This is a genomic window from Mycobacterium sp. E1747 (assembly GCF_001667775.1).
Taxonomy (GTDB): Bacteria; Actinomycetota; Actinomycetes; order Mycobacteriales; family Mycobacteriaceae; genus Mycobacterium.
In genome coordinates this window covers 62,820-87,231 of record NZ_LZJI01000083.1, presented here as the reverse complement: position 1 = coordinate 87,231, position 24,412 = coordinate 62,820, and the positions used below count along the sequence as shown (strand labels likewise).

Annotated in this window: 23 protein-coding genes; 18 read left to right on the top strand and 5 right to left on the bottom strand. The window is 63.5% G+C overall.

Annotated elements, in window-relative coordinates; genetic code table 11:
* The first annotated feature begins 281 nt into the window (after window positions 1–281).
* Both A5695_RS08935 and A5695_RS08930 read left to right on the top strand, forming a co-directional pair.
* Complete coding sequence (locus tag A5695_RS08935) at window positions 282–1,106, top strand: SDR family NAD(P)-dependent oxidoreductase (RefSeq protein WP_082945936.1); 825 nt, start codon at window positions 282–284, stop codon at window positions 1,104–1,106.
* A gap of 56 nt (window positions 1,107–1,162) precedes the next feature.
* On the top strand, window positions 1,163–2,038 hold the full coding sequence (locus tag A5695_RS08930; RefSeq protein ID WP_197515412.1) for an LLM class F420-dependent oxidoreductase: 876 nt from the start codon (window positions 1,163–1,165) through the stop codon (window positions 2,036–2,038).
* A 45-nt stretch (window positions 2,039–2,083) separates the two neighbouring features.
* On the opposite strand, the gene A5695_RS08925 is transcribed toward A5695_RS08930, so the two are convergent.
* On the bottom strand, window positions 2,084–2,941 hold the full coding sequence (locus A5695_RS08925; RefSeq protein WP_068080089.1) for an aspartate/glutamate racemase family protein: 858 nt from the start codon (window positions 2,939–2,941) through the stop codon (window positions 2,084–2,086).
* 390 nt (window positions 2,942–3,331) lie between these two features.
* Between A5695_RS08925 and A5695_RS08920 the strand changes: the two genes are divergently transcribed.
* Both A5695_RS08920 and A5695_RS08915 read left to right on the top strand, forming a co-directional pair.
* Window positions 3,332–4,972, top strand: coding sequence for a PEP-utilizing enzyme (locus A5695_RS08920; RefSeq protein WP_068080087.1), 1,641 nt, complete (start codon window positions 3,332–3,334; stop codon window positions 4,970–4,972).
* Window positions 4,969–5,988 carry a hypothetical protein gene (locus A5695_RS08915; RefSeq protein WP_068080085.1) on the top strand — a complete coding sequence of 340 codons (1,020 nt, stop codon included), beginning with the start codon at window positions 4,969–4,971 and terminating at the stop codon, window positions 5,986–5,988. Before A5695_RS08920 ends, A5695_RS08915 begins: the two co-directional genes overlap by 4 nt.
* Before the next feature lie 285 nt (window positions 5,989–6,273).
* Here A5695_RS08915 and A5695_RS08910 read toward each other — a convergent pair whose 3' ends face one another.
* Window positions 6,274–6,837: a TetR/AcrR family transcriptional regulator gene (locus A5695_RS08910; protein ID WP_068080083.1), complete on the bottom strand. Its 564-nt coding sequence runs from the start codon at window positions 6,835–6,837 to the stop codon at window positions 6,274–6,276.
* Window positions 6,838–7,032: 195 nt separating this feature from the next.
* Between A5695_RS08910 and A5695_RS08905 the strand changes: the two genes are divergently transcribed.
* From A5695_RS08905 to A5695_RS08890, 4 genes are all read left to right on the top strand, one after another.
* The gene (locus A5695_RS08905) at window positions 7,033–8,178 is read left to right on the top strand and encodes an LLM class flavin-dependent oxidoreductase (protein WP_068080081.1); all 1,146 of its coding nucleotides are present in this window, start codon (window positions 7,033–7,035) and stop codon (window positions 8,176–8,178) included.
* Window positions 8,175–9,242 (top strand): oxidoreductase family protein, encoded by a 1,068-nt coding sequence (locus tag A5695_RS08900; RefSeq protein ID WP_068080079.1) that lies wholly within the window; start codon window positions 8,175–8,177, stop codon window positions 9,240–9,242. The genes A5695_RS08905 and A5695_RS08900 overlap by 4 nt, the downstream gene beginning before the upstream one ends.
* Window positions 9,239–10,321, top strand: a complete 1,083-nt coding sequence (locus A5695_RS08895; RefSeq protein ID WP_068080077.1) for a TIGR03857 family LLM class F420-dependent oxidoreductase — start codon at window positions 9,239–9,241, stop codon at window positions 10,319–10,321. Before A5695_RS08900 ends, A5695_RS08895 begins: the two co-directional genes overlap by 4 nt.
* A gap of 82 nt (window positions 10,322–10,403) precedes the next feature.
* Window positions 10,404–11,168 carry an SDR family NAD(P)-dependent oxidoreductase gene (locus A5695_RS08890; RefSeq protein ID WP_068080075.1) on the top strand — a complete coding sequence of 255 codons (765 nt, stop codon included), beginning with the start codon at window positions 10,404–10,406 and terminating at the stop codon, window positions 11,166–11,168.
* A 72-nt stretch (window positions 11,169–11,240) separates the two neighbouring features.
* Here A5695_RS08890 and A5695_RS08885 read toward each other — a convergent pair whose 3' ends face one another.
* On the bottom strand, window positions 11,241–11,846 hold the full coding sequence (locus A5695_RS08885; protein ID WP_197515410.1) for a TetR/AcrR family transcriptional regulator: 606 nt from the start codon (window positions 11,844–11,846) through the stop codon (window positions 11,241–11,243).
* A 168-nt stretch (window positions 11,847–12,014) separates the two neighbouring features.
* On the opposite strand from A5695_RS08885, the gene A5695_RS08880 reads away from it, so the two are divergent.
* Entirely contained in the window at window positions 12,015–13,154 is a 1,140-nt protein-coding gene (locus A5695_RS08880; RefSeq protein ID WP_068080073.1) for an LLM class flavin-dependent oxidoreductase, read from the top strand.
* A 135-nt stretch (window positions 13,155–13,289) separates the two neighbouring features.
* Entirely contained in the window at window positions 13,290–13,757 is a 468-nt protein-coding gene (locus tag A5695_RS08875) for a nuclear transport factor 2 family protein (protein ID WP_068080071.1), read from the top strand.
* 42 nt (window positions 13,758–13,799) lie between these two features.
* On the opposite strand, the gene A5695_RS08870 is transcribed toward A5695_RS08875, so the two are convergent.
* A complete protein-coding gene (locus tag A5695_RS08870; protein ID WP_068080069.1) occupies window positions 13,800–14,924 on the bottom strand; it encodes a TIGR03857 family LLM class F420-dependent oxidoreductase in 1,125 nt (374 codons plus the stop codon).
* A gap of 63 nt (window positions 14,925–14,987) precedes the next feature.
* Between A5695_RS08870 and A5695_RS08865 the strand changes: the two genes are divergently transcribed.
* The 4 genes from A5695_RS08865 (at window position 14,988) to A5695_RS08850 (ending at window position 19,317) form a co-directional block, all read left to right on the top strand.
* The gene (locus A5695_RS08865; protein ID WP_156749534.1) at window positions 14,988–15,587 is read left to right on the top strand and encodes a TetR/AcrR family transcriptional regulator; all 600 of its coding nucleotides are present in this window, start codon (window positions 14,988–14,990) and stop codon (window positions 15,585–15,587) included.
* Window positions 15,588–15,655: 68 nt separating this feature from the next.
* On the top strand, window positions 15,656–16,216 hold the full coding sequence (locus tag A5695_RS28975) for a TetR/AcrR family transcriptional regulator (protein ID WP_197515409.1): 561 nt from the start codon (window positions 15,656–15,658) through the stop codon (window positions 16,214–16,216).
* 231 nt (window positions 16,217–16,447) lie between these two features.
* Entirely contained in the window at window positions 16,448–17,842 is a 1,395-nt protein-coding gene (locus A5695_RS08855) for a hypothetical protein (protein ID WP_068080062.1), read from the top strand.
* Window positions 17,839–19,317 (top strand): acyl-CoA reductase, encoded by a 1,479-nt coding sequence (locus tag A5695_RS08850; protein WP_068080060.1) that lies wholly within the window; start codon window positions 17,839–17,841, stop codon window positions 19,315–19,317. The genes A5695_RS08855 and A5695_RS08850 overlap by 4 nt, the downstream gene beginning before the upstream one ends.
* Before the next feature lie 44 nt (window positions 19,318–19,361).
* Here the strand turns inward: A5695_RS08850 and A5695_RS08845 are convergent, their stop codons facing one another.
* On the bottom strand, window positions 19,362–20,111 hold the full coding sequence (locus A5695_RS08845) for an SDR family oxidoreductase (RefSeq protein ID WP_197515408.1): 750 nt from the start codon (window positions 20,109–20,111) through the stop codon (window positions 19,362–19,364).
* Window positions 20,112–20,440: 329 nt separating this feature from the next.
* On the opposite strand from A5695_RS08845, the gene A5695_RS08840 reads away from it, so the two are divergent.
* The 4 genes from A5695_RS08840 (at window position 20,441) to A5695_RS08825 (ending at window position 24,371) form a co-directional block, all read left to right on the top strand.
* Window positions 20,441–21,433 carry a phosphotransferase family protein gene (locus A5695_RS08840; protein WP_197515407.1) on the top strand — a complete coding sequence of 331 codons (993 nt, stop codon included), beginning with the start codon at window positions 20,441–20,443 and terminating at the stop codon, window positions 21,431–21,433.
* Window positions 21,434–21,974: 541 nt separating this feature from the next.
* Window positions 21,975–22,160, top strand: a complete 186-nt coding sequence (locus A5695_RS08835; RefSeq protein ID WP_068080054.1) for a hypothetical protein — start codon at window positions 21,975–21,977, stop codon at window positions 22,158–22,160.
* Window positions 22,161–22,237: 77 nt separating this feature from the next.
* Window positions 22,238–23,239 carry a hypothetical protein gene (locus A5695_RS08830; protein ID WP_082945930.1) on the top strand — a complete coding sequence of 334 codons (1,002 nt, stop codon included), beginning with the start codon at window positions 22,238–22,240 and terminating at the stop codon, window positions 23,237–23,239.
* 10 nt (window positions 23,240–23,249) lie between these two features.
* Window positions 23,250–24,371, top strand: a complete 1,122-nt coding sequence (locus A5695_RS08825; RefSeq protein WP_068080050.1) for a phosphotransferase family protein — start codon at window positions 23,250–23,252, stop codon at window positions 24,369–24,371.
* Window positions 24,372–24,412 lie beyond the last annotated feature (41 nt).

The window sequence follows — 24,412 nt, the reverse complement described above, 5'->3', positions numbered from 1 at the left end:
CCACCCCTACGTTCGTGGACCGCACGACCCTGGTGCCAGTGAGTTCTTCCAGGAAAGTGTGTTCCTGTGCTGGGCGGCCACGATCGCGTCCCGGGTGTGAGTTGGTGCAGCCATCAAAGTCTCCTATCTTGACCGTGGTCGTTTAGCCGAGCTCAGTTGCCGCCTGCGCGTCCGTCGTCAGTCGGACAGGCCTGCCGGTTTCAGATTATATGTACTTGTAAAGTTATGTAGTGTACAAGTATAGAAGGGATAGGTCACCCTCGTCCCAGGATCGGCCCGACATGTGCCGAGGCCCAAGATCGGCACAACGGGAGGAGACGCATATGCTCTTGCACGGCAAGCGAATCGTCATCACAGGCGGTGTCACTGGGATCGGAAGGGCGAGCGCGCTCGCGATGGCGGGCAACGGAGCGTCGGTAGTGACCATGTCGCGCTCGGCGCCCGAATCGGAACGTGCCGCGACGGTCGTCAGCGCATTGCGTGAACTAGGCTCGGGATCCTTCGCACACGTGCAAGTAGACGTGACGAAGCAGGACCACGTCGATGCGGCGTTCGACGAGGCCGTTGCCGTGCTGGGTGGTATCGACGTGCTGGTGAGTTCGGCGGGCATCGAGCAGCAGAAACCGACTGAAAACCTGCTGGAGAGTGACCTTTACGAACAATTCGCCGTTCACGTCCTGGGTACCGCGTTCACCAATGCTGCCGCGTTTCGGTACATGAAGCCGGTCGGTCAAGGTTCCATAGTCAACTACTCGTCGTATGCGGGTGTGGTCACCATGCCACAAATGGCTGCTTACGGCGCAGCGAAAGCGGGCGTCATCGCCTACACACGCGTGATCGCCCAAGAGTGGGGGCCATTGGGAATTCGGGCCAACGTGGTGTGCCCGGCGGTGCATACCGAATTGGCCGAGACCTGGTATTCGGAGATGTCACCGGAGAAGTCCGCCGAGATCGCCGCGTGGAAGCAGGCCGTGATCCCGCTGACCGGTGACTTGGGTAAGCCGGAGGACGCCGCGAACCTCAACGTGTTCTTGGCTAGCGACATGTCGTCCTTCATGACCGGGCAACTCGTCGGGATTGACGGCGGAATGTTGATGGCTCGGTGAGCCGGGTGGCATCACAACGAAAAAGCGACGGCACGCGGATGCGATTCGGACTGTGGATGATCAACGCCGGCATCTGGAGTCAGCCAGAGCTCGCAGCGCAGTTGGTGTCAGCCGCCGAGGCGACCGGGTTCGATTCCCTTTGGGTTGGCGACCACGTTGCCATGCCTGCGACACACGACTCGGCGTACCCGTACAGCCCCGACGGCAGCGTGCCGGTTCCCGCCGACTTTGCCTTCTCGGATCCGCTGATTCACCTGGCGTGGTTGTCCGAACGTACCTCCAGCATGCTGCTGGGCACCGCAGTCCTGCTGCTGTCCGTGCGGAGCCCGATCATTACCGCCAAGCAGGTCGCATCGTTGGACAGGATCACCGGCGGCAGGGTAGCCCTGGGGGTCGGCCAAGGCTGGTTGCGCAAAGAATTCGAGATGCTGACAAACGGCCAATGGTCCACTCGGATGGCGCGTCTCGAAGAAGGGATCAACGTTATGAGGGCGCTGTGGTCCGACGATCCGGCGACCTTCAGCGGCGAATTCACCCGCTTTGCAGACGTGCACTGTCTGCCGCAACCGATACGCCAGGGAGGGCCTCCAATTTTCATCAGCGGAAGCACTGTGGTGGCCGCTCGTCGCGCTGGCAGACTCGGTGACGGTTACCTGCCGATGGCAACCACGCCCGACGAGACCGCGCATCTGGTGGCTGAGGCGCGTCGCACGGCAGAGGAACATGGCCGCGACCCAGCTGCGATCGAGGTGACCTACTGTGCGCCACCCAATCCCACTGACTACACCGACCCAGCGGCCGCGTTGACCGCCGACTCCGTCGATGCTTACGCAGCGGCCGGCGTGACCCGGATCATCCTCGCGCCGCCGGTCATCGACTTGGCGTCAATGGAGTCCAACCTTCGAGAGTTCCTGCAGACTGTCAATCACTAGCGCGGCTGCGACTACCCGCGCAAACCGCTTCGCTTCATAGCCGAGTCAGCGTGCGCCGGCGACAACCTCACGATCCGGCGCAGAGAGTATCTCGCACGTGTTCCCGCAGGCGGTTTCGTCGTCCACGGCTTCGGCGGACATGGTCGCCGCGGCGCCCTTCACCATGGCGCGCAGCACGGCCGCGCGAGAAGTCTCCGCGGGAAGGAAACAGCTGGGCGATTGGCTCAGTCCCATCCTCACCAACATCGCAGCGTGGAGGAACGCAGCATCGAGCGGATTGATCACGGGCGCAGCGGTGTACGTCGCGACATCCTGCGCGACCGGCACCATACAGGTGCAGCCGAGGATGACCGAGTCGGCGCCGTCATCATCCACTGCTGCTCGGATCTGCGCCCCTATGCGTTCGACCATATCGGCACGACGCGACCGCATCCCCGCGTACCACCCGTCGGGGTCGGCGATCGTCGCCATCTCCGACGCACTCGTGACGAACCGCATCGAGGAGCACCGATCGCTCAAGCCGTATTCGCGCAGTTGCCGGTCATGGCACTCCCGGAGCGATGGTGACAACACGCTCACTATCGAGAACCGGTTGCCGAGCGAACATGCGAGCAACATGCTGGCCTGTCCGGTGCCCACCACGGGAATCCGCACCGCTGAACGGGCTGCCCGTAGACCGTAGTCGGCGACGGAGTTGATGACGATCCCATCGAAGCCCGAGGCTTGCGCGCGGATCGATGCCTCCACCGCGGCAACGTCGGTCAGCAGGAGGTCCACCGCGTTGGTCGGCAGTGCGGGCAGGTCCATCATCACTGGCTCGACGGAGACGCCAGGCCCAAGAAGCTCCGGTGCCGGGTCGAATCCTTCGGCGTACCCCGTGGGTAGCAGATTGGCGATACGCATCAAGACTCCTCACCGTCGACGCAGAGAGTTTTGCAGTGCCGGCAGGTCACTGCATGGGGGACAAGCGTCGTACGTGCATAGTTCAAATGTACTTGTACATAATCGAACGTACAAGTAAAGATTCGACACCGTCAGCGTACAAGTACAGCGCAAGGTTGTCGTCAGATGCGCCATCGGTCCGAAGTGGACGATGCGTGTGCCTCGTGGTACGCAAAGCATCCCTAATGCACGCCAATTGCGTTGCTAAATAACGCTATTGTGGCGAATGTCAGCTGCCGTGGGAACGGTGAAGGCGGTTGTGGACGAGCGGCTACAGGGTGTCAGTGTCACTGCGTGCTGCGTTATGTCGATTTGCTTGCGGCGAATCGCGCATCCGAATATGTTCCAAGCATGTCTGGATCACCGACGCCCGTCGGTTTTGTCGACCCGCTGCGCGGCCCGGAGACCAGCGCACGGTACTGGACGACTGTCAACGCTGCCGAGGCACTGCCGGGTGTTCCCACCCCGCTCAGCTGGTCGTGGTACGACATCGGAACCGAGAAGGCTCAGATCGCCGGGAGAGTGCTCGTCGGGGCAAGTCCAGTGGGTACTCGGCCCAGTCGGGACCGCGACCAGCGCCACCTCGGTATCTTCTACGGCCGGTGTGCGCTCAACGTCGACGTCTGGCGATCATTCGCCGACGCCATCCCAGGTACGTCGGGCAACTCGATGGAACGCGACTTCCTCAGCAACGTGCGACCCGGTCACCCCACCCGTGCCCTGCCGCAGCGCTACCCGATCGTCGCGGTCAAAGCGCCGTTGGCATTTCGTCGTGCCCGACGCGAGCTGATCATGGGCGCTCAGGACCACCGGCGATGGTGGCGCGAGGCCGTGACCGCCATGGACAGCGCTGACGAGCAGCAGGCGCGGGCCGCATTCGCTGACGCACTATCCGATTTCGAGAACCACGTCGGGCTTGCCCATCTGATCGCAACGATGGCCGCCAACGGGCTTTACGACGCCTTGGCCCGAATCTGCGCGAAGGCCGGACTGCCTGGCTTGGAACGTGCGCTGACGACGGCCATGGACACCGAGGAGACCCAATTGCTCGCCCAGCTATGGGCGTTGCGGTCCGCCCCCGACACGGACTCCTTCCTGGCGGAGTTCGGCTACCAGGGGCCCGCGGCGGGCGAACTGGCGAAATCGTCGTGGCGCGACGACCCGGGTCTGCTGGCCTCGGTGCTCGATCGCTACCGAACCCTGCCTGATGACCAGAACCCGGAGATCAGGGCCATACGTCAGCACGCCGAGGCGGTGCACGCCCGCGATCAACTGTTGGGTGCGCTACCCCGGCCCGCCCGGCGGCCGGCCGCGATGCTCCTTCGATTGGCGCATTCCTATTTGCCGCTGCGGGAAAGCGGGCGGGCCGCCGTGCTGCGCACTGTCGACGTCGCTCGTGCCGCTGCGAAGGTCGTCGGCTCGCACGCGGTCGCCGACGGCCGTATCCACCGGCCCGATGACGTGTTCATGTGTACGGTTCCTGAAATCATCGGCGAAGCAAGGCAACCCAGCGCTGACGAGCTTAAGTTTCGCCGTGAACGATGGGAGCTTTACCAGACCATGCAGGTTCCCGCGGTCTGGACAGGGTTGCCGACGCCATCGCTCATCGTTGCCCAGCCCGACGAAGAGACCGTAACGCTGCAGGGCATCGGGACGGGCGGAGGCACGGTGGAGGGAAGGGCTCGCGTCGTCGTCGACCCCAGTAGCGACGACGACCTCGAGCCCGGCGAGATTCTCGTCTGTCACACCACCGACCCGAGCTGGGTGTCGCTATTCCACTACGCCGCAGCGGTTGTCATCGACATCGGTGGGGCGGTGAGCCACGGCGCGATAGTCGCTCGCGAGCTTGGCGTGCCCTGCGTCATCAACACGGGGAACGGCTCACGCCGATTGCACTCGGGCGATCTGATCCGCGTCGACGGTGACGCCGGGACCGTCGTACGTCTTGATAGTGCACCGACCGAACACGACTTATTGGAGGAACACACATGACCGACGCCACGCTCGAACTCGACTTCCGCGCACAAGTAAGGGCCGCCAATCCCTTTGTCATCGGGCCGCATCAGCAGACCGACGACCCGGGGTGGCAGGAGAGCGTGTTCTTGTGCTGGCATGATCGATCAGCGGGTGTCGGCGGCTTTCAGCGCATTGGCTTCGAACCCAACCGCGGCACCTGCAACCAGCAGACTGCCGCCTACTCGTCGGACGGCACTCGGTTCCGCTCGGTCAACCACCTCCTGCCCTACCGTGCCGCGGATCGCGGCCGCGAGGCGTTTCACGCCAACGGCACCACCTGCCGGTTTGAAGGCGACAGCGAAACGCGTTGGATCGTGGATCACGGTGATGACTACCGCTGCAACCTGTTGTTGACCGACATCTACCCGTACACGCCGATGTACGCGACCGAACACGGGCGCGCCCGCGACTGGGCCGTCGACTCGGAAGAGGCCGATGGTTTCGTGCCCGCGCACTGGGAGACCTCGGCGCGCATCCGCGGTGAACTGACACTGGCAGGCCGTGACTATCACATCGACGGGTTCGCCCACCGCGACCAGTCGTTCGGCTTCCGAGACTGGAAGATCATCCGCAGCCACCGTGCGTTCGTCGGTACCTTCGGTGAGGCGTTCAACTTCTCGATCCTGAGTTGGCACACCAATACCGATGCCTACGCTGGCTACGGCATGGTGTTGCGCGACGGTGTCGAGGAGTGGACCGACGACGTCGAACTCGTCACGCAGATGGCGGCCGACGGGGTGACCGTGTACGGAGGCCAGGCCACGCTGCGGATGCCCAGCGGTGAAGTCATCGTCATCGACGCCAAGGCGCATGCCTCGATCATGCTGTCCAACTACGAGTACTTCGGCGTCGACACCAACTGCCAGGTTTCGGTCGGCGGCTTATCGGGCGGCTACGGCGATTTCGAAGTCTCCAACAACCCGTACGACGGCCGCCGCTACCCGACCTTCGCCATCGGCACCACTCTGGAGAACGGCCTCTTCTTGCCGTGAACTAGACAGCAGGCGTGATTCGGGCGCTGGCGCGCTCGAAACTACGCCTGAGTGCTCCTGCGGTCACTGCTTCAGCATCAACCTGCAGATTCGGAACCAGATCGAACGCGGCAGGCGTGTCCCCAATCATGCGAAGGCGGTCGCCTGACGAAGTGGTGTCACTTTTCGCCTGCCGGTTCGCAAGGCAGCGAGTACGGCCGCTGCGCACTGTTCGGCAGTCGCGTGAAGAAAGCAGCCGGCTTACGGTCGCCTTGAGCGGTCGCACCGGCGGGGTAGTCCGGTGAGTCACAGCCGCTCAGCCGGACCACCGATGCCGTGGAAGGTGATGTCCATAATCGCGTCGACCTGCTCGGCGAGATCGTCTTCACCGTCGTGCATCGAACGGTCCAAGGCCAACCAGAAGGCGGTGCCGAACAATGATTGGACCGCTATCTCGATGTTGAATTCGCGATGTTCCCATCGGTTGAGGTTGAGCCGGGTGGCATCGATGGCAGCTTCGATGAGGGGCCTGACGTGACCTGCGTAGAAGCGGCGCGCGTGGTCGCGATCACCGAAGAGGATGACCCCGAGCGCGCCAATCGATTCGACGAACATCTCGAGGAGAGCCGCCAGGAATTCGCGCGTCGACTCACGCTGTGCGGCACCTCCGGGGTCCGGCGGCAAGGCACGGACTGCATCGATCCGAGCACTGAGCAGGTCGTGCATGGGTGCCATGATCGCCTCGTCGAAGAGCTTCTCCTTCGACTCGAAGTGCTTGTAGAGCAGGGCGCTATTGACCCCTGCGGCGTCCGCGACGGACTGGATGCGCGCGCCGGAAAAGCCCTTGACGAGAAACTCGGCCCGGGCCACGTCGAGTATCTGACGGCGCCGTTGTGCTCCGGCAAGTCGCGGCGGCTGGGCACTTGACACAAAGGGTAACGTACCGCATCAGTGATGTAGGTAACTAATTACCTATCGTTTCGTCGGGTGTGGCAGCTGGCGTGAGAGAGCACATTCACAGGCCTTCACTCGATCCAGTACCACCCTTGAGCCGAGGAGTTTTTAATGGCTGTTAAGACATCGGTCCCGTTGATTTCTGATCGCTTCTCGCCTCCTGCCGCGTTTGCGGCCCAGGCGCAGGCGGCGGTCGAGAGCGGCGTGGTGGACGAGTTGTTGGTGTGGGACCAGATGACTAACTTCTGGCCTCGCCAATTGTGGTCGCCTGCGGAGTCTCCGATGGCTGCGGTGCTGCCGGATATCGATTCCTATGCCGACGCGTTCGCTGTCAGCGCGTATGTGCTCGCTTCAGCACCGGACCTCGGCGTGGCCATCAGCACGGACGCGATTCGCCGGGGACCCGCGGAACTTTTCCAGACGATGACGACCCTGCAGAACATGTCCAATCAGACTGCGACGGTGATGATCGGTGCCGGAGAGGCGAAGCAAATCACGCCTTACGGTTGGAAGCGATCAGAGGGCATCAAGCGACTCGAGGATCAGCTGCAGACGTTCCACGCATTGTGGGACGCCACGCAGCCGGTCACCAGAGAGGGCAATTTCTGGAATCTTCGGGATGCCTGGATGGGTTCTGCCCGGGCCGCGCGGCCGCACGTATGGGTACTCGGTGGCGGCCCGAAGCTGCTCGACCTCGGCACTACTTACGCCGACGGCATGGCCGCCATCGTGCCTTGTGTGTTTCCGACACCGGAAGCGTTTAAGGCGTCCGTGGATTCGCTCAAGGCCGACCTCGTGCGCAAGGGCCGCGACCCCGAGTCGTTCGACTTCGGAATCTGGTTCATGGCGCTCGTACATGAGGACCAGCAGGTCATTCAGCGCGCACTGGCAAGCCGATTCTTCCGGTGGATGGCAGGTATCTACGGGCGTCTGGAAATGCCGGTGTGGCGAACGGAAGGTTTCGAGCCGCCGCTGCCGGACGACTGGCATTACGCGACCAAGCTGTTGCCCGTGAAGTGGTCCGATGACGAGGTGGAGGAGCTGCTCTCGAAGGTCAGCGCAGAAATGGCCTCGCGGGCGTTCGTGCACGGAACGCCAGAGTCCGTTGCGAACCAGGTACAGGCCTACGTCGACGCCGGGGCTACCTGGGTCAGCGTGTGCGACATCCTGCCGATCGGGCTGGAACCCGAGGACGCCCAGCAGGGTCTGGCCCGCAACATCGAGATCTGCGCGCGACTGAAGGCGGCGGCGGAGTGAGTCTCAACGAAACGCTTGCACAACTAGACCGAGACTGGCTCGACGAGGTCCTGCGGGACGGAGGGCACAACCAGAGCAAGGTCACCGGTCTTCGCGTCGAACCGGTCGCCCTAAGTGGCGCGACGACCGACATGGCCCGGCTCAACATCACCTACGCCGACGTCGGCGCCGGACCCGAAACGCTCGTCGCGAAGATTCGCGGCACGAAGCCGGTTCAGGTCCAAATGGACCAGGCGATGGGGCTTTTCGAGCGGGAGCGGCGGTTCTACACCGAGTTCGCCGCCAAGGTGCCGGTGCACACCGCGAGTCTGTTCCACGCGGGCGACGGCGACACGACTCCATTGCTGCTCGAGGACCTCGGTGCGTTGCGAATGGGAGAGCAGCGACAGGGGCTCGCAGTCGATGATGCCGCCGCCTTGATGGACAGTCTCGCGACCATGCATGCCGGCTTCTGGCAGTCACCGGCGTTGGCGGCAGAGTGGTTGGTGTCCCCTACCGAAGGGATCTACTGCCAGATGATTGCCCAGGTCGTCGCGAGTGGCGCGCCCGCCGCGGCAGAGCGCTTCGACGGCGAGGTCAGTAGCGCCACGCTGGCGGCAATGATGGATGCCGCGCAGGACTGGAACCGGGTGCTGCAGCGATGCGCAGAAGGACCACACACGCTGACGCACAACGACTGTCGCCTAGACAACGTGTTCTTCAGCGACTCGCCCGGGGGTCGCACAGTGACGCCCTATCTCATCGACTGGCAGGTCCCCGCCGGAACGCGGGGTACCCAGGACGTCGCCAATCTGCTGGCGGGGTCGATGAACATCGACGACCTCGCTCAGCACTGGGAAATGCTCGTCGCGCGCTATCACGACGGCCTGCTCGCGGGCGGAGTTACCGACTACACCAGGCAGGAGTGCATCGAGCACTACCGGCAGAGCGTCATTTATCCCCTCGGACAGGGGCTGGCCATGCTGGGTGCGCTGGATACCGGCGACGGCCGCGGTGTCGGCGAGATCAGCGTGCTGCGGTGCCTCAAGCACATTGAAGCCCTCGACTCGTTCGCAACACTATGATCGACGATCTCAGCGCCTTCATCATTTCCGGCCGGGTACGGGCGCAGGCAGGTGATGGGCCTGAAACAGCGGCTCGGACCCCGCGTCAGGGGGTTCAGGACGGCGTCGACGCCGAGCAGATCGGCTTCCGCCGCGTCTTTCTATCGGAGCGGTGGAACCTCAAAGAGGCTGGTGCACTGCTCGGGGGTGTCGGTGCTCGCACGGACACCATCGGCCTCGCGACAGGCGTCATTCCGCCGTCGGGTCGTCATCCACACCATGCTGCGGCGTTCGCCTCGACGATGCAGGCCGCCTACGGGCCGCGATTCGTCCTGGGGCTCGGCTTGGGCGGCGGGGGCGCCGACACCATCGTCAACGGCAAGATCCAGTCGACAACCTACCCCGCGTTGCGGGATTACGTAGACATCATTCGCGCCCTATGGCGCGGTGAGAAGGTTGACTATGCCGGGCCGGCAGGCACTTTCGCCGGAATGCGCATGGACGATCGTCACGACGGGCCAGACCCCGAGATCTGGTATGGAACGTTCGGATTGGCAAAGGGCGCGCGGCTGGCGGCGCAGTGCATGGACGGCGTGCTGTTGATTCCCAACCTCACGCCGGAAGCGACGCTGGCCTCGGTCACGCGAATCCGTGCCGAGTGCGAGCGGATCGGCCGCGATCCCGCCACGCTCCGTATCGCGCAAAGCGTGGTGACGGCACCCGAGCTCAGCGACGTTGAGACGCGGCAGATCTGTCACGCGCGGGCCCTGACCTATCTGCAGGCGCCGGGCTGGGGAGAAACTCTGGTCAAGATGAACGGCTGGTCGATGGACACTTTGGCCGAGATCCGCTCCCACGCCCAGCTCCAAGGTCACGACACCATCGCCGACAGCGTGTATCACCGCGCGGAACTCGCCGAGCCGTCCAAGGCGGTGCCCGACAAGTGGATGCAAGAATCCTGCGCCATCGGATCCGTCACCGCGTGCGCTGACCAACTCCAACGCTACCGAGACGCGGGCGCCGACGAGGTGGTGACCTACGGGTCGACGCCGGGACAGAACGCCGCGCTCGCCCGCGAGTGGCGTAGGAGATCGGAATGACCCGAGCACGCGGTGTGGGCGCCGTGGGTGCGCCGCAGTTGCCGAACGCAGTCGATCGAGATCACGAAATCATGGAGATGGCATGGCAATTGGGCGTCTAGCAGGCAAGGTCGCGATCGTCACTGGCGGTGGCAGTGGAATCGGGGCTGCCATGGCCCGGGCGCTGCACGCCGAGGGCGCCCAGATCGCGATTGCCGACATCAGCGGCAAAGAAACCGAGGTGGCCGCGGAATTGGGCGATGACGCGATCGCAGTATCGACAGACGTTAGCGATGATGCCGCAGTCGCGGCACTGGTGACCCGGACGGTCGCCGAGTTCGGCCGCCTCGATGCACTCTGCAACAACGCCGGGATCGACGGAACCCTCAGTGCGCTAGCTGATTACACGCTCGAGGACTTTGATCGGGTGTATGCCGTCAACACCCGCGCGGTCTTCAGCGGTACGCGGCACGCGTTGCCCATCATGATCGCGCAAGGCGGTGGATCCATCATCAACACCGCTTCGGTCGCAGGTCTCATCGCCTTCCCGGGCCTGTCGGCCTACTGTGCCAGCAAGGCTGCGGTGATCGGCCTCACCCGCTCAACCGCGGCCGAATACGGTCGAAGCGGCGTGCGCTGCAACGCGATTTGTCCGGGAGTGGTGAAGACCACGATGCTCACTGCGCTCGAAGCAAATCATCCCGAAGTGCTCAAGGCACTGCTGGACACCACCGAGACCACGACACCGCTGGGACGACTGGGTACGCCGATGGAGATCGCTTCGGCCGCAGTGTTTCTCGCCAGCGACGAGTCGACGTTCCTAACCGGCGCGGCCATTCCCATTGACGGTGGCTACACCGCGGTGTGACCAGATTCCGCCGCACCACTCGGCCAGCGCGGGGTCCTCTGGCCGACCCCGTAACCCAAGCGCCCGCCCGAATCAGTGCGCGGCCCTCCACACGGGCCCGCGCAGGCCGAGTGAGTCCACGAGGAACACTTCGATCAGCGTGCGTCGGTGCTCTAGATCGGGGTCAGGACGCAGGATCAACGATGTCAGCACGGTTTGAAGCCACTCATAGATGTCTGCGTCGGCGACGTCAGACCGGAGAAGTGCCTCCTTGCGCGCCTGCCGCAACCAGGCTCGCCACTCCCGAAGTCCGCGGTCGTGCACGGCTGGCTGCCACAACGCTTGATGCAGGGTAACGGGCGAGTCCTTGCCAATGAGCGTCGCGAGTTCCGTGTCGGTGCCTATCGCGTCGACGATCTCCGACACCCGACGGACGAACGCATCGACGAGCGTGTCATGCTCGAACCGCTTGTCGATATCGTCTGCGAGTTCCGAGATCCGTTCGGCAACAGCCGCATTGATCAACTCGAGGCGCGTTGAGAAGTTCTTGTACACGGTCTGTCGTGACACCCCCGCGGTCTTGGCGATGACGTCCATGGTGGTGGCCCGGATTCCGTTGCGGCGGAAACAGTCGCGCGCCGCCGACAGGATCAGGCCGCGTGAGACGTCACGAGACGAGACTCCAGCCGGGTTGGACACACGCCGAAGTGTAAACCACAGACGTAGCAAGTCTGTCCGTCAAATCAGCTCTTTCGAGCACACAATGTGCGGAAATTTGTTGACAAATTCTCTCTGTTGTAATGTCATTTGAGGTCGAGTGTCCGACACTTCGTCGGCTCTCCGTACAGACTCACACAGGAGTGATACATGTCCGATGTCCGTGCCGGAATCGCAATCTGGGCGTCTCGCCACATCAGCCCCAAGACGGCCGGTCCGTACGCTCAGGCGCTGCAGGCGACCGGGCAGATCGACTACGCGACGATCTGGGATCAGCTCACCAGCTGGTTCCCGAACGCACTGTTCACTCCGGAGAACACGCCACTGGCCGAGCACTTTCCGGACATCGACTCCCTGCAGGATCCGTTCGTGACGATGTCGTTCGCGATGAGTGCGGTCGACCAGCTTGGCTTCGCGATCTGTACCGATGCCACCCGCCGCGATGCTCCCGAACTCGCTCAGACCATGCTCACGCTCGCGTCGGCCACCGAGGGCAACGCGCTGCTGTCGCTCGGCGCGGGAGAGGTGCGTCATATCGGGCCGTTCGGCCGCAAGCGGTCGCAGGGCCTCAAGCGGCTCAACGAGGCGCTGCAGGTGCTGCGCTTGCTGTGGACTGAACGCGAACCAGTGAGCTTCGAGGGGGAGTTCTTCAACCTCAAGGACGCGTTCATCGGTAACGCTGGCAAGGATCGCCGCCCAGAGGTGATCGCGATGGGCGGGGGGCCCCGTCTCGTCGAGATGGCGCTGAAATACGCGGACGGTTTCGGGACAGGTGCGCCGTTCGTGTACGCCGATCCCGAGGCGTACGGCAAAGTCGTTCAGGGGCACCGAGAGACTTTGAAGACACTCGGTCGTGGAGACGACACGTTCCACTTCGGTTTGCATCACATCTGTTTCATCACCAAGGACAAGGACGACTTCGAGCAATACGTCGACAACCCATTGGTGAAGTGGTACGCGGCGACCGGCGGCCGGATCAACCAGAATGATTGGGCGCCAGAGGGAATCGACCCAGTGATGCCGCTCGACTGGCACTACGCCTTGCACATGAGGCCCAACTCGATGACGCTCGACGACCTCACCGCCGTCACCGACCGCGTCACGCCAGAAATGGTCCGCAAGACCTTCTTCTACGGCACGCCTGACGACATCGCGGCTGAGATCAAGCCCTTCGTCGAGCAGGGCGCGACGATCAACCTGATCGCCGACTTCGCGCCGATGCTCATGCCGGTAGTCCCCGAAGAGATCATCGAGGCGTCCGCCGAGATCTGCCGCCTCATCAAGGCCTGACGGCGATACGTCTCCCGGCCCGAAGAAGGAGTGCGCTTCGGGCCGGGGACGGTCCCACGATGACTGCTTCCGTGCAGTGGGCTCGTTGCCGGTTGCCTTCGAGCCCAGATGCGTTGGCTGAGAGGAAACGGATCGATGCCGCAGAATCCCCCGGACGGTGCGGAAGCGCGACTGCAGTGGCTGGTCGACCGCGCTGAAATCGGCGACCTGCTGACGGCCTACGCCCTTGGCGTCGACGCGAAGAACTGGCCGGCCATCGCGGCGTTATTCACCGACGATGGTGTGATCGAGTCCCCGTTGGGCAGCTTCCCGGCGAGTGAGTACTCGCGGTACGCGGGGGCGGTGGTGGAGCCGTTCTGGGCGACCCACCACATGATCACCAATCACGCTGTCACGATCGACGGCGACCGCGCGACATCACGCGCCTATCTGCAGGCGATCCACCTCTCCGAGCCCTCGGATCCGATGCGGCACGCGGACATCGGCGGCTGGTACGACCACGAATATGTGCGGGTCGACGGTCGCTGGCGCGTCGCAAAGATGGTGTTGGGGTTCGTGTGGACTGATGGCGAGTCGTTGGCGCCGCCGGAACTGGACGGATAGGGAGCGGATTGAGATGGCGCCGACTGCACCCAATCATGCTCGTCAGTCGACGGCCTCGGGGCGTTGACGCCACAGCTCGATGACCTTCTCGTTGTCGGCGGTGGTGCTTCCGTATATGACCACTTCGTCGGCCCCCGCGTCGCGGAAGCGCTGCAGACTCGTGACCACCTCGGCTGACGAGCCGATCGCACAACTGTCGTGCATCCACTCCAGTGGAACGTGCTTGGCCGCTTCGATGAGTTGGTCACGGCGATAGCTCAAATCGGCGGTCTTGGTCCGCTGCGCCTTGAACAAGGCATGCTCGGTGAGTTCGTGGAGGATTCGAGCGTCCCACCCGTTCACGGCGGCGTAGGACTCCACCACCGACGGCATGCCCACGATGTAGGTGAGCAGTCGGGCGGCGGTTTGGTTCAAAACGCCCACCTCGTCGAAGTCGGGTGTGGTGATCACCCCTACTGCGAGTCGGAATCCGGCCGGATCGAGCCCGGCGCGTTCGCGCTCCGTTCTGATGATCTCGGCCGTGCGTGCCACCGCTTCGGGGGTAATCAGGTCGAGCATGACGGCGCCGTCGGCGACGGTTGCCGCGATCTTCGCCGCTTTAGGCCCACCCATGAGACCCCACCAGATCGGCGGTGGCGTGCACTGCGGCGGGTCGGCCATGAAGATGCCTTCGTAGCGACCGGCCGGCCCGTCGTAGTCGACGGTCTCACCGCGCCAGAGCCTGCGGATGATGTCGATGTAATCGACGAAGGCGCGCAACGAGTACATCTTCCCGAGTGCGCCAGGCTGGTTCGCCAGACCGAGGGTCTCCATCCAGGTGGTGTGGCCGCGGCCGAGCCCGAGGACGGTGCGCTCCCCGTAAGCGGCTTGCATCGTGGCGCCCAGTGCGGCGGTCATCACGGGATGCCTCGCCCCAGCTGCGAGCACGCCGGTCCCGAGCGAGAGCCGAGAGGTGACTGCGCCGACGCCGCCGAGCAACGGGCCGGTGACCTTGATGTCGTAGCGCTCGGATAGGAAGCCGCGATGCAAGCCAAGTGTCTCGGCGAGCCTGCCGTCCTCAAGTATCACGCCCGGGTGCCGCTGCCGGCCGGCCGTAAGGAAGATGCTCAAGTCGTCGATGACGGGCGCCGCATTCGCGGCCTGTTCAGTTGCGCAGGAATCGACCACACGGGCGACCTTACAGTGAGTACGCATTTAGTGTCAACTGAATAGTCCGGTACCTTTACCCTGGTGAGCAGCCCAACGTCACCCCGAGAGGCGCTGACCGCTCGACTCCGCGAGACGCTCGAATCAATGCTCGAACAAGGCGATACCAGCTACACCGAACTGACCGTGACAGGCATCTGCCGTGCCGCGGCCATCTCGCGCCCGACCTTCTATGCCCACTTCGATGACAAAGTCGACCTGATACGCGCCATCGCTGCGGACACCATCACAGAACTGGTCAGCGCCTCGGCGCTGTGGCTGGACGCGCCGAAGTCGACGCGAGTCGAGCTCAATCGGGCGATGACGGCGCTGTTCGCGGCGTATGCACCACATCGCCGCGTGATGGCCGCCGCTTCGGAGGTGTCGGAGTACGACACGCAGTTGCGGGAGTCCTTCACGACTTCCATGGAGCACGCGGCGCAGCGGGTCGGCGATCACATAATGGAAGGGCAGGCCGCCGGATTGGTCCGGGTTGGCTTGCAACCGCTGCCGACTGCTCGGTGGTTGGCCTGGATGACCGAGCTCGGCCTGCGTCGCAGCTTCGCCGGGCGGTCGACAGCCGATCCGGAGTCGATCGCGGCGATGACGGACATGCATTGGTTCACGCTGTACGAGGGGGTCTGATCGTGGTGCGGCGCGTGGGACGCGCCGAGAGCCGGGCGCAGCGTCGCTCAGAGGTGGAGCGAGCTTTGGTGAGCTCGCTCCAGGTTCTGATTGGTGAAGAACCGCGATTCGCCGATCTCACGCTCGCGCGCCTGGTCGACGCCGCCGGTGTCTCGCGCACCAGCTTTTACAAGTACTTCGACAGCAAAATCGACGTGCTCAGCATCTGGCTGGACGAGCTGATCGACCTGGTGGTGCAGGCCGCTCGGGCGTGGCCTGCTGACGGCCCGCCCACGCGCGCATTGCTCGCGCAGGGCCTGCAGGACGTCGTCGCGGTCTGTCGGCCACGGATGAAGCTGATCTCAGCTGTGTACGAGACCGGCGCCCACGATGCGGAGTTGCGCGCTCAACTCACCTCAGCGTTATCAAACGCCCAGCACGCAGTCGAGAAGCACATCGCCCTGGGACAAGGCGGCGGCTGGGTCAACCCCGCAATAGATGAAGCCGAACTCGCCCGGTGGTTGGTGTACCTGACCGAGAACGGGATACGCCGGATCATCGGGCCGGGGCCTGAATCCCGGATTTCCGAGAGCGTAGCGGCTTGGACCGACATCGTGTGGAACACGCTCTACGGCCAATTCTCCTGCTAGAGGTTTCCGAGGTAGCGAACGGAATCCCTTGCCAGCGTGAGGATCCCGAGGATGTCTGCTGAAACGAGTGTTTCGCAGATCGTCAATCGCTATCCGAGCTCTCGCGGGACGCGATGCGGACAGCCGTCCTGCCCATCGTCCATGCAAAACCAACCGCTGCATTGACGAGCTCCACTGGCGCCACTTATAGTTAACAGTGTGCGCGTACCCGTTGTAAAGTCGAATGAGCCGTTGACGCTCAACCGCTTTCTTCACGACCCGATTGATGCGTTCGGGGGGTCGTTGACACGAATGAACGGCTTGGATGCTGAGGTGCTGGCGGAACTGCAGCGAGGCGCGGTGCAAGCACGATTCGACCAGTTGCGCAACGAGATTCCGCTGCTGCGTCGAGTGGCGGACGAGCTCGGCGTGACTCGTCTGGACGCCGTCGACGATGTCGTTCCGCTGTTGTTCGACCACGCGTTCTACAAGTCGTATCCGACGTCGCTGATCGAAAAGAAGCGCTTCGCAGATCTCACGCGATGGCTGTCACGGCTGACGACCGTCGATCTGACCGGCTTGGATGCCGCAGCATGCCGGTGTCTGGACGAATGGTTCGCGCTGCTGGACGCCGAAAGCCCACTGCGCGTGTGTCATTCATCCGGAACTTCGGGCTCGTTCTCTCTGGTCCCGTGGACACAGCGGGAGTTCGACACCCTAGGCGCGGCATTCGCGGCGACATTCGCGCAGGAGTTCGGCGCCGACGAGGACTGCCGTGAAGCCGACCCAATGGACGTGATATTCCCCTACTTTCGCAGTGGCAGCGCGATGGTCACGCGTCTCAACGACGCTATCGAGGTCCACGTGGCCAAGAGTCCAGACCGCTTCCATGCGGCCTTGCCGGGCCGGCTCAGTGCCGACGTGATGTTCCTGGCCGGTCGCCTGCGCGACGCGACGGCAAAGGGGACATTGCGGCAGCTGACGCTCGATCCCGAATTATTAGCTCGCAAGGACGAATTCGACGGTCTGCTGCGCCGGATGCCGGAACTACTCGAGGAGTTTCTGGACCGACTGACAAGCGAACTGGCGGGGCGGCGGATCTTCACGGTCGCGGTCGGTCACACCGTGCACAGTCTCGCACTGGCGGGCCTGGCTGCGGGCAAGCGAGACGTGTTTGCAGCCGATTCCGTGGTCGCACTCGGCGGAGGCGCAAAGGGCGTGGTGCAGCCCGAGGGCTGGCAGAACGACGTCGTGGAGTTCTTCGGTGCGACGCGAATCCGATCAGGATACGGGATGTCCGAAATCACGCTCGCGGCAAGAGAATGCGAGCACGGACGCTACCACTTCAATCCATGGCTCGTCCCGTTCGTCCTTGATCCTGACACCGGTGCCGCCCACTCCCGAACCGGCACCGTCACGGGGCGAGCCGCGTTCTTCGACACCGCCGTGATGACCCGGTGGGGTGGGTTCATCACCGGCGACAAGGTAACCATGCACTACGAACCGTGCGCCTGCGGTCAAACCACGCCAGGCTGCGATAACCGCATCGAGCGGTTCGGCGCAGGACACGACGGCGATGACAAAATCACCTGTGCGGCAACCGACGCGGCACATCATGAGACGCTGGAGTTTCTGTCGACAACATGACTACCTCGAAACCTCTCGTACCGTTGGTGATTCGCGGTCAGGTCATCACCGACGACCTCATCGAACACGGAGCTCGCGCCGACGGCGGTATCTTCCTTTCGCCCGATGTCGCGTCGCGAACCGCGCAGCTGTCCTTAGCCGACCCCGCCGCATTAAGTGATATCCATGCTCGCCCGCTCGACGAGATCGTCGACTACCTTGTTGAACTCGGCACCCGATTGGACTGTGCGGGCAACGAGCATCTCGCACAGGCGCGCGAGATGTCCTACGATGCTGCTCCCACGACACCGCCGATCGTCGACGAGCAATTTCGGCTGATACCCGCGCTTTTCAGCCGTGAGGCGCTGACCGACATGCTCGATGTCGGGATCGGCCGCGCTCATCTCGACGGCTGGGTGCGCACAGCGCTGTCCGACGGCAGGACGCTGAACGTACGTGCGTTCGGCAGTCGTTGCGTGCACATCACAGCCGGCAATTCGCCCATGCTGGCAGCCCTCGCGGTCATCCGTAACGCGCTAACCCGCGGCGACGCGATCATCAAGAGCCCGTCGAATGATCCCCTGACCGCGGCGGCGATTGCCGTCACGATGGTCGAAATGGCGCCCGACCACCCCGAAACGCGTCATTTGAGTTCGGCATACTGGCGTGGCGGTGACGAGAAGGTCGAACAGCCCCTCTATCAGCCGGCGAACCTCGAAAAGATCGTGGCATGGGGCGGTTTCGGGTCAATCAAACATGTCACTCGGTATCTGCAACCGGGCCTGGAGTTGGTGAGTTTCGATCCCAAGCGCAGCGCGAGCGTGATCGGCGCGGCCGCGCTCAACACAGACGCGGCTTTCGCCGATGCCGCCGCACGGCTTGCCGTCGACATCGGGCACTTGAACCAGGCGGCCTGCGCGAACGCCCGGACGGTTTTCGTCGAGTCCGGCACCGACGGCGCGGGAATCGACAAGCTGCGGGAATTCGGGAAGCGGGTGTATCAAGAGTTGATGGCGCTGCCCCAACGTGTCAGTACGCGCCCCAAGAGAGGCATCGCGCCCGCACTGCGGGGGGCACTGGACGCCGCGCGCTTCGACGACGAGTGGTTCACCGTGATCGGCGGCCGCCACGACGAGGGCGCAATCATCGTCTCTCACATGCCGGAGCCGGTGGATTTTGCCGCAGCCCTCGATGACCGGGTGGCGAACCTGGTGCCAGTGGACTCGGTCGACGAAGCAATTCAGCGCTTCGACAGCTACACCCAGACGGTCGGTGTTTATCCGGAGTCGCTCAAGCTCGAATTGCGCGATGCCGCAGCACTGTCCGGAGCTCAACGCATCGTGTCGCTCGGCTACGCGTGTGCGCCCACATTCGCCGGACCGCAGGACGCGTTCGAGCCGTTACACCGGCTCACACGATGGGTGACCGACGAGGCGCTCAGTCCCGCGACGCATCCCTTGGGCGATCTCTTCCTCGACACCGCTGGTGCCGTCTGACGTTTCGTCTAGGCGCCGCCTCGTTCGTCCGTTCGGACGGACGGTCAGACGCGAAAGAACGCGGGAATCAAACGCGATGCGATGAACGCCGGGGTACGTCGTGCGGCGACCGCGGCCAGATGGACGGCGGTGTTGGGAACGATCTCGGGTTGGCCTCGCTCCAGTGCCCGGAATGTCGCCGCGACGCAGTCAGCGGGGGTTGCCTTCGCGAACGCGGGCATGGCGTCCATTGTCGCTTCCAAGCCGGAACTCGGCCCGAATTCGGTGTCGACCGGGCCTGGACACAGCGCCGTGACGGCCACGCCGACCTTGGCCAGCTCGTAGTGCAGAGCGTGGGCGTATCGTAGCGAAGCGCTCTTGCAGGCACCGTAAGCTGCGAAATTAACTGGCGGACATAGTATTCCGGCGAGCGACGACACGATGACTACTGCACCGAAACGCCGCTGGGCCATCCCTGGAGTGAGCGCACCGCAGAGCGCGAAGATCGCCTCGACGTTCGTACGGAGCATCTCCACGGCGCGGTCGGGGTCAAATGTGTACACGGTCCCGCCTCCGCCGAACCCCGCGCAGTTGATCAAAATGTCCACCTCGAGGCCGGCCTCGTCAACCGCGTCAAGCATGTCTGCGCGCGAACGTGGGTCGGCGACGTCGCAGCGCGTTACGAACGCATCACCCAGCTCTTCGGCGAGGGAGCGGAGCCGGTCTTCACGGCGTGCCGCGAGAGTCACGTGATGGCCTCGCGCGGACAGTGCACGGGCGAACTTGTCACCGATGCCCGACGAGGCGCCGGTCACCAATGCCGTCGCGCCGGGACGCGGAGCGGGCAGCCCTCGTCGCAATTCCGAAGCCATGTGGTGTTCTTACACCACAGCCGTACTCGATGTAAATCGTCACCGGCCGACCGCGAGCGGATGGTTGCCGGCGGTCGATACGTGCGCCGAACCGCCCGGTGAGGAAACGATTGACACCGAGTACGCACCATTCGTAAGGTCGAGCCATGGCGCTCATAAGCACTCTCGACCCCGCTACCGCGTCCGGCAAGCTCACGGAATGGCTAACGAATCAACTTCCGGCGGGTGCGAGGCCGGCCATCACGAATCTTCGGGTGCCCAAAGAGAGCGGGATGTCGGCGGAAACCTTGATGTTCGATGCCGAATGGACAACAGACGCCGGCCGGGTCTCGCGGGCGCTTGTCGCCAAGGTGGCGCCCAGCGGACCAGGAATCTACATGGACTACGACATCTTGCGCGAGGCCCGGGTATTGCGCGCAGTCGCGCAGGACTCATCGGTGCCCGTTCCCGAGGTGTTGTGGTCAGAGGCTGATACCTCGGTGCTCGGTGGGCAATTTCTCATCATGGAACACGTCAATGGTCAAGTGCCGCGCGATGATCCGCCGTTCACCGCCGAGGGCTGGGTCCTCGATCTGACGGCCGAACAACAATCGATCCTGTACGAGAACAGCCTTCGGGCGATGGCCGGCGTGCACGAGATCGACATTGACGATCTGGAGATACGGAGCGCGTTCGAGCGTCCGGATCTCGGTGACACGTTGGTCGCCCAGCACGTGGGCCATGTCGAATCGATGGCGCACTGGGCTTGCGGCGATACCCCCAATCCGGTCATCGACGCCGGCATGGCGTGGCTTCGGGCCAACCAGCCCACACAGACGGCTCAGGCGTGTCTCTGCTGGGGCGACGGGCGCTTGGGCAACCTGATGTACAACGACGACCTGTCCGTAGTCGCCGTGCTTGACTGGGAAGCCGCGACGATCGCGGTGCCCGAGTACGACCTCGGCTGGTGGCGGTTCGCCATGCGTCACTACTCCGACGGAATGGGTCTTGAGTTGCCGCCGGGCTTCCCGCCAGATCATGAAGTAGCAGCCCGGTTCGAAGCCATCACCGGTCGGCCGCTGCAGGATGCGCAGTTCTGGGAAGTGCTCAACGGCGTGCGATTCTGTTGCATCGTCGCCCGGGGAGCGTCGCTGATGATCGCCGCCGGCCTGCTGCCCCCTGATACTCAGATGGCGGTCAACAATCCCGGAACCAGAGTGCTGGCAGACATCATCGGAGTCTCCGTCCCCAGCGGTGACTCCGCGTATTACGTCGGTAATCGCTAGCTGCGTGCGGTCACGCATGGGTGGGGTTACGTGTCGGTTCATAGCGAGATGAGTTCGGCCACTGCGCCTTCGGGGCAGGACCGACAATGATCCGCGTGCCGTCCTCCGGGAGATGAGCGAGCCATCGAGCGCACCGGGACGCCGTCGACTCAGCTGTGATGCTATGCGGCGGCGATGCTCACCTGTGGAGAGCATGGCGTCCACCTGCGCGGCGTCAAGGTGTGCGCGCAGCTTCCGATCATATTTGGCCGCAACGGAACCGAACCGACGACGGCAGGCACTGTGCACTCCCGTCACTCTGTTTCGAACCACTGCCGCTTTCCTTCTCCAGGCCAGAAAGGCCGTCCTACAACTCTGCTAGACAGCATGTACGAAACATGGTAGACATCACATCAGCCCGTTTTTGGGCGTACTGCAGACTGCACCCGCTCTGCAGCCAGTTGGGGTGAAAGACCATGCGCGAAAGCAAATTTGGAACGGCGGCCGACAGTGAAATGTGATTGTCGCGGGCGCGAGACACGGACAGAAAGCGGCCGCCTAGGTGGCTGACCCCGGCCAGAAGGCATTCGTGCTCGAGATGACCCCGGCGTTCGGCGGCATGTCCGACCAGAGCGCGGCGAGCACCGTGACCGAACGAATCGAGGACGAGGACACGCGTGGCGGCCGGGGATCGAGCACAGCATTGGCGGATTCAATCGCTAAGCAGTCGGAAAAGGAGCTAAGTTGACGAATTTCGCTGTCCAGCCCCCGGAGTCGGATATGTGGCTACCCCGCCCTTCTCCCGGCGAGACATGGGATACCGCTATGGTCTCCACCCACTACCACGGGATCCACATCCCCGAGGAGCGCATCGGCGCCTACATCTACTCGCTCAATCGACCCGCCTTCGGCTGCAACCAAGGCGGTGTGCTGATTTTCCGCGGCGACCAGGCAATCGACCCCCTCGACATGGAATACATGGACTACGGCATGACGATGGCCTGGCCGGTAGTCGAGGGCAATTCACTCACGACGGAAAACGGATTGAAGATCGAGTTTTTGGAACTCGGTCGGGTGGTGCGGTTGACCTACGTCAGCGCCGACGAACAAACACGGTTCGACCTTCGCGGCGAAGCCGTTACACCGTTGATAGCTCGAGGGCACATCATCCCCGGGGAGGATGTCGAGACCAACCCTGCGATGCGGCCCGGTGGCAGCGAACAGATGATGCACATGACCGGTGAATTGGTGCTCCACGGAACGAGTTACCGGGTCGATTGCTACAACCCTCGCGATCGCTCGTGGGGTCAGGTGCGTACTGAACAGATGCGGCGCCGCCATGCGTTGCCCACCCTGCCTCCCGTCGGCTGGACACCCATGTACTTTGGCCCCGATCTGATCCTGAATACCGCAGGCTACGTCTCGCCGTCGACGAACCCGAACTGGTCGGGGTTGTACGACGTCGATCCGGACGCGCCCTCACACTATTTCGCATGGATGATCGTCGACGGTGAATCCGTCGATGTTGCCAGGGTGGTGCGCACCGCCCACGAGATGCACCCGGACCTGTACTCGGTCGCCCGCCAGCAAGTCGACATCGAGTTGGTGGACGGACGCATGTTCACCTTCCACGGCGAGACGACGTCGATGACCAATGGCTTTGCGTGGCCGAACTGCGCCATCCGAATAGGTACGTCGCATTGGGTGTCCAGTGACGGCAGGGAGTGTGACAACACGTACCAGGAGCAGTGGTTCGATCACTTCTATCAGAAGGAAATGAACCGCCGCCAGGGCCACCGCACCTCGGTCGCAACGGTCGGCGTCTAGGGGCCCAGACATGGCAGTCATCAACAGTGTCGATGCTGACGTCGCGCGCAGGGCATTTCAACAAGCGCTGACAGCGCACCTTCCGGGGGTCGACGGCGTCGAAATCACCGATGTGCGTTTGTCGACAACGAGCGGAATGTCGGCGGAGACAGTTCTTTTCGACGCGGCGTGGCATGTTGCCGGGAAGAGACTGCAGCGTGGACTCGTCGCTCGTGTGGCGCCGGCGGGGCCCGGGCTGTTCTTCAGTTACGACCTCGACCTCGAGGCCCATGTGATCGGTACCCTGCGCGACCGGGCTGGCGTACCCGCGCCAGAGGTCCTCTGCTACGAAGACGACTCGTCTTTGCTCGGTGCGCCGTTCTTCATTATGGAACGGCTCGCCGGTCGGACACCCGCCGACGACCCGCCGTTTACGGCGACGGGATGGATGTATGACCTTCCCCCGGAGCAGAAGCGGCTCGCGCTCGACAACGCGCTCGCCGCGATGGCGTCGGTCCACCGAGTCGATCCTGCGGCCGTGGGACTCGACGACATCGGCCGGTACGGCTCACCGGATGGCGATCCACTGGGCGCTCACATCGAGCACTGGCAGAAGGCCTTCGCCTGGGCCAGCGACGGAGTGCCGAACCCCTTCGTGGAAGCAGGTTTCGACTGGGTGAAGGCGAACCGTCCCACCAAAGCCGAGCCGCGAGTCATCAGCTGGGGTGATGCGCGCATCGCCAATGTGGTCTTTGCCGACGACCTATCAGTCTCTGGATTAATCGACTGGGAGATGGTATGCCTGGGGAGTCCAGAATTGGATCTCGGCTGGTGGTTCGCAACACTGCGTCTGTTCAGCGACGCCATCGGAATACCTCTTCCCCAAGGGTTTCCGACGCGGCAGGAAACGGTGAGCCGGTATGAAGACCTGACCGGTTTCGACGTCAAATACCTGCATTTCTACGAAGTATTTGCGTATCTGCGTCTGTCAGTTGCCATGATCCGCGGAGCAAGGATGCTGATCGCCGGCGGCGCTCTGCCGCCCGATGCTGGGATGGAGTTCAACAATCCCGCGACTCGACTGCTGGCCGAGGTCACCGGCGCAACACCGCCGACCGGAGACTCGCAGTACTTCATCGGCAATCGCCACTGACGGGGTGGCCTGCCACTTGATGCGCCCACGACACGGTTGGG

Bases quoted from the DNA above. Each gene is read 5' to 3' on its own strand.
- A5695_RS08935 (WP_082945936.1), top strand. From the start codon at position 282: ATGTGCCGAGGCCCAAGATCGGCACAACGGGAGGAGACGCATATGCTC.
- A5695_RS08930 (WP_197515412.1), top strand. From the start codon at position 1,163: ATGATCAACGCCGGCATCTGGAGTCAGCCAGAGCTCGCAGCGCAGTTG.
- A5695_RS08925 (WP_068080089.1), bottom strand. From the start codon at position 2,941: ATGCGTATCGCCAATCTGCTACCCACGGGGTACGCCGAAGGATTCGAC.
- A5695_RS08920 (WP_068080087.1), top strand. From the start codon at position 3,332: ATGTCTGGATCACCGACGCCCGTCGGTTTTGTCGACCCGCTGCGCGGC.
- A5695_RS08915 (WP_068080085.1), top strand. From the start codon at position 4,969: ATGACCGACGCCACGCTCGAACTCGACTTCCGCGCACAAGTAAGGGCC.
- A5695_RS08905 (WP_068080081.1), top strand. From the start codon at position 7,033: ATGGCTGTTAAGACATCGGTCCCGTTGATTTCTGATCGCTTCTCGCCT.
- A5695_RS08895 (WP_068080077.1), top strand. From the start codon at position 9,239: ATGATCGACGATCTCAGCGCCTTCATCATTTCCGGCCGGGTACGGGCG.
- A5695_RS08890 (WP_068080075.1), top strand. From the start codon at position 10,404: ATGGCAATTGGGCGTCTAGCAGGCAAGGTCGCGATCGTCACTGGCGGT.
- A5695_RS08880 (WP_068080073.1), top strand. From the start codon at position 12,015: ATGTCCGATGTCCGTGCCGGAATCGCAATCTGGGCGTCTCGCCACATC.
- A5695_RS08875 (WP_068080071.1), top strand. From the start codon at position 13,290: ATGCCGCAGAATCCCCCGGACGGTGCGGAAGCGCGACTGCAGTGGCTG.
- A5695_RS08850 (WP_068080060.1), top strand. From the start codon at position 17,839: ATGACTACCTCGAAACCTCTCGTACCGTTGGTGATTCGCGGTCAGGTC.
- A5695_RS08840 (WP_197515407.1), top strand. From the start codon at position 20,441: ATGTCGGCGGAAACCTTGATGTTCGATGCCGAATGGACAACAGACGCC.
- A5695_RS08830 (WP_082945930.1), top strand. From the start codon at position 22,238: ATGGTCTCCACCCACTACCACGGGATCCACATCCCCGAGGAGCGCATC.
- A5695_RS08825 (WP_068080050.1), top strand. From the start codon at position 23,250: ATGGCAGTCATCAACAGTGTCGATGCTGACGTCGCGCGCAGGGCATTT.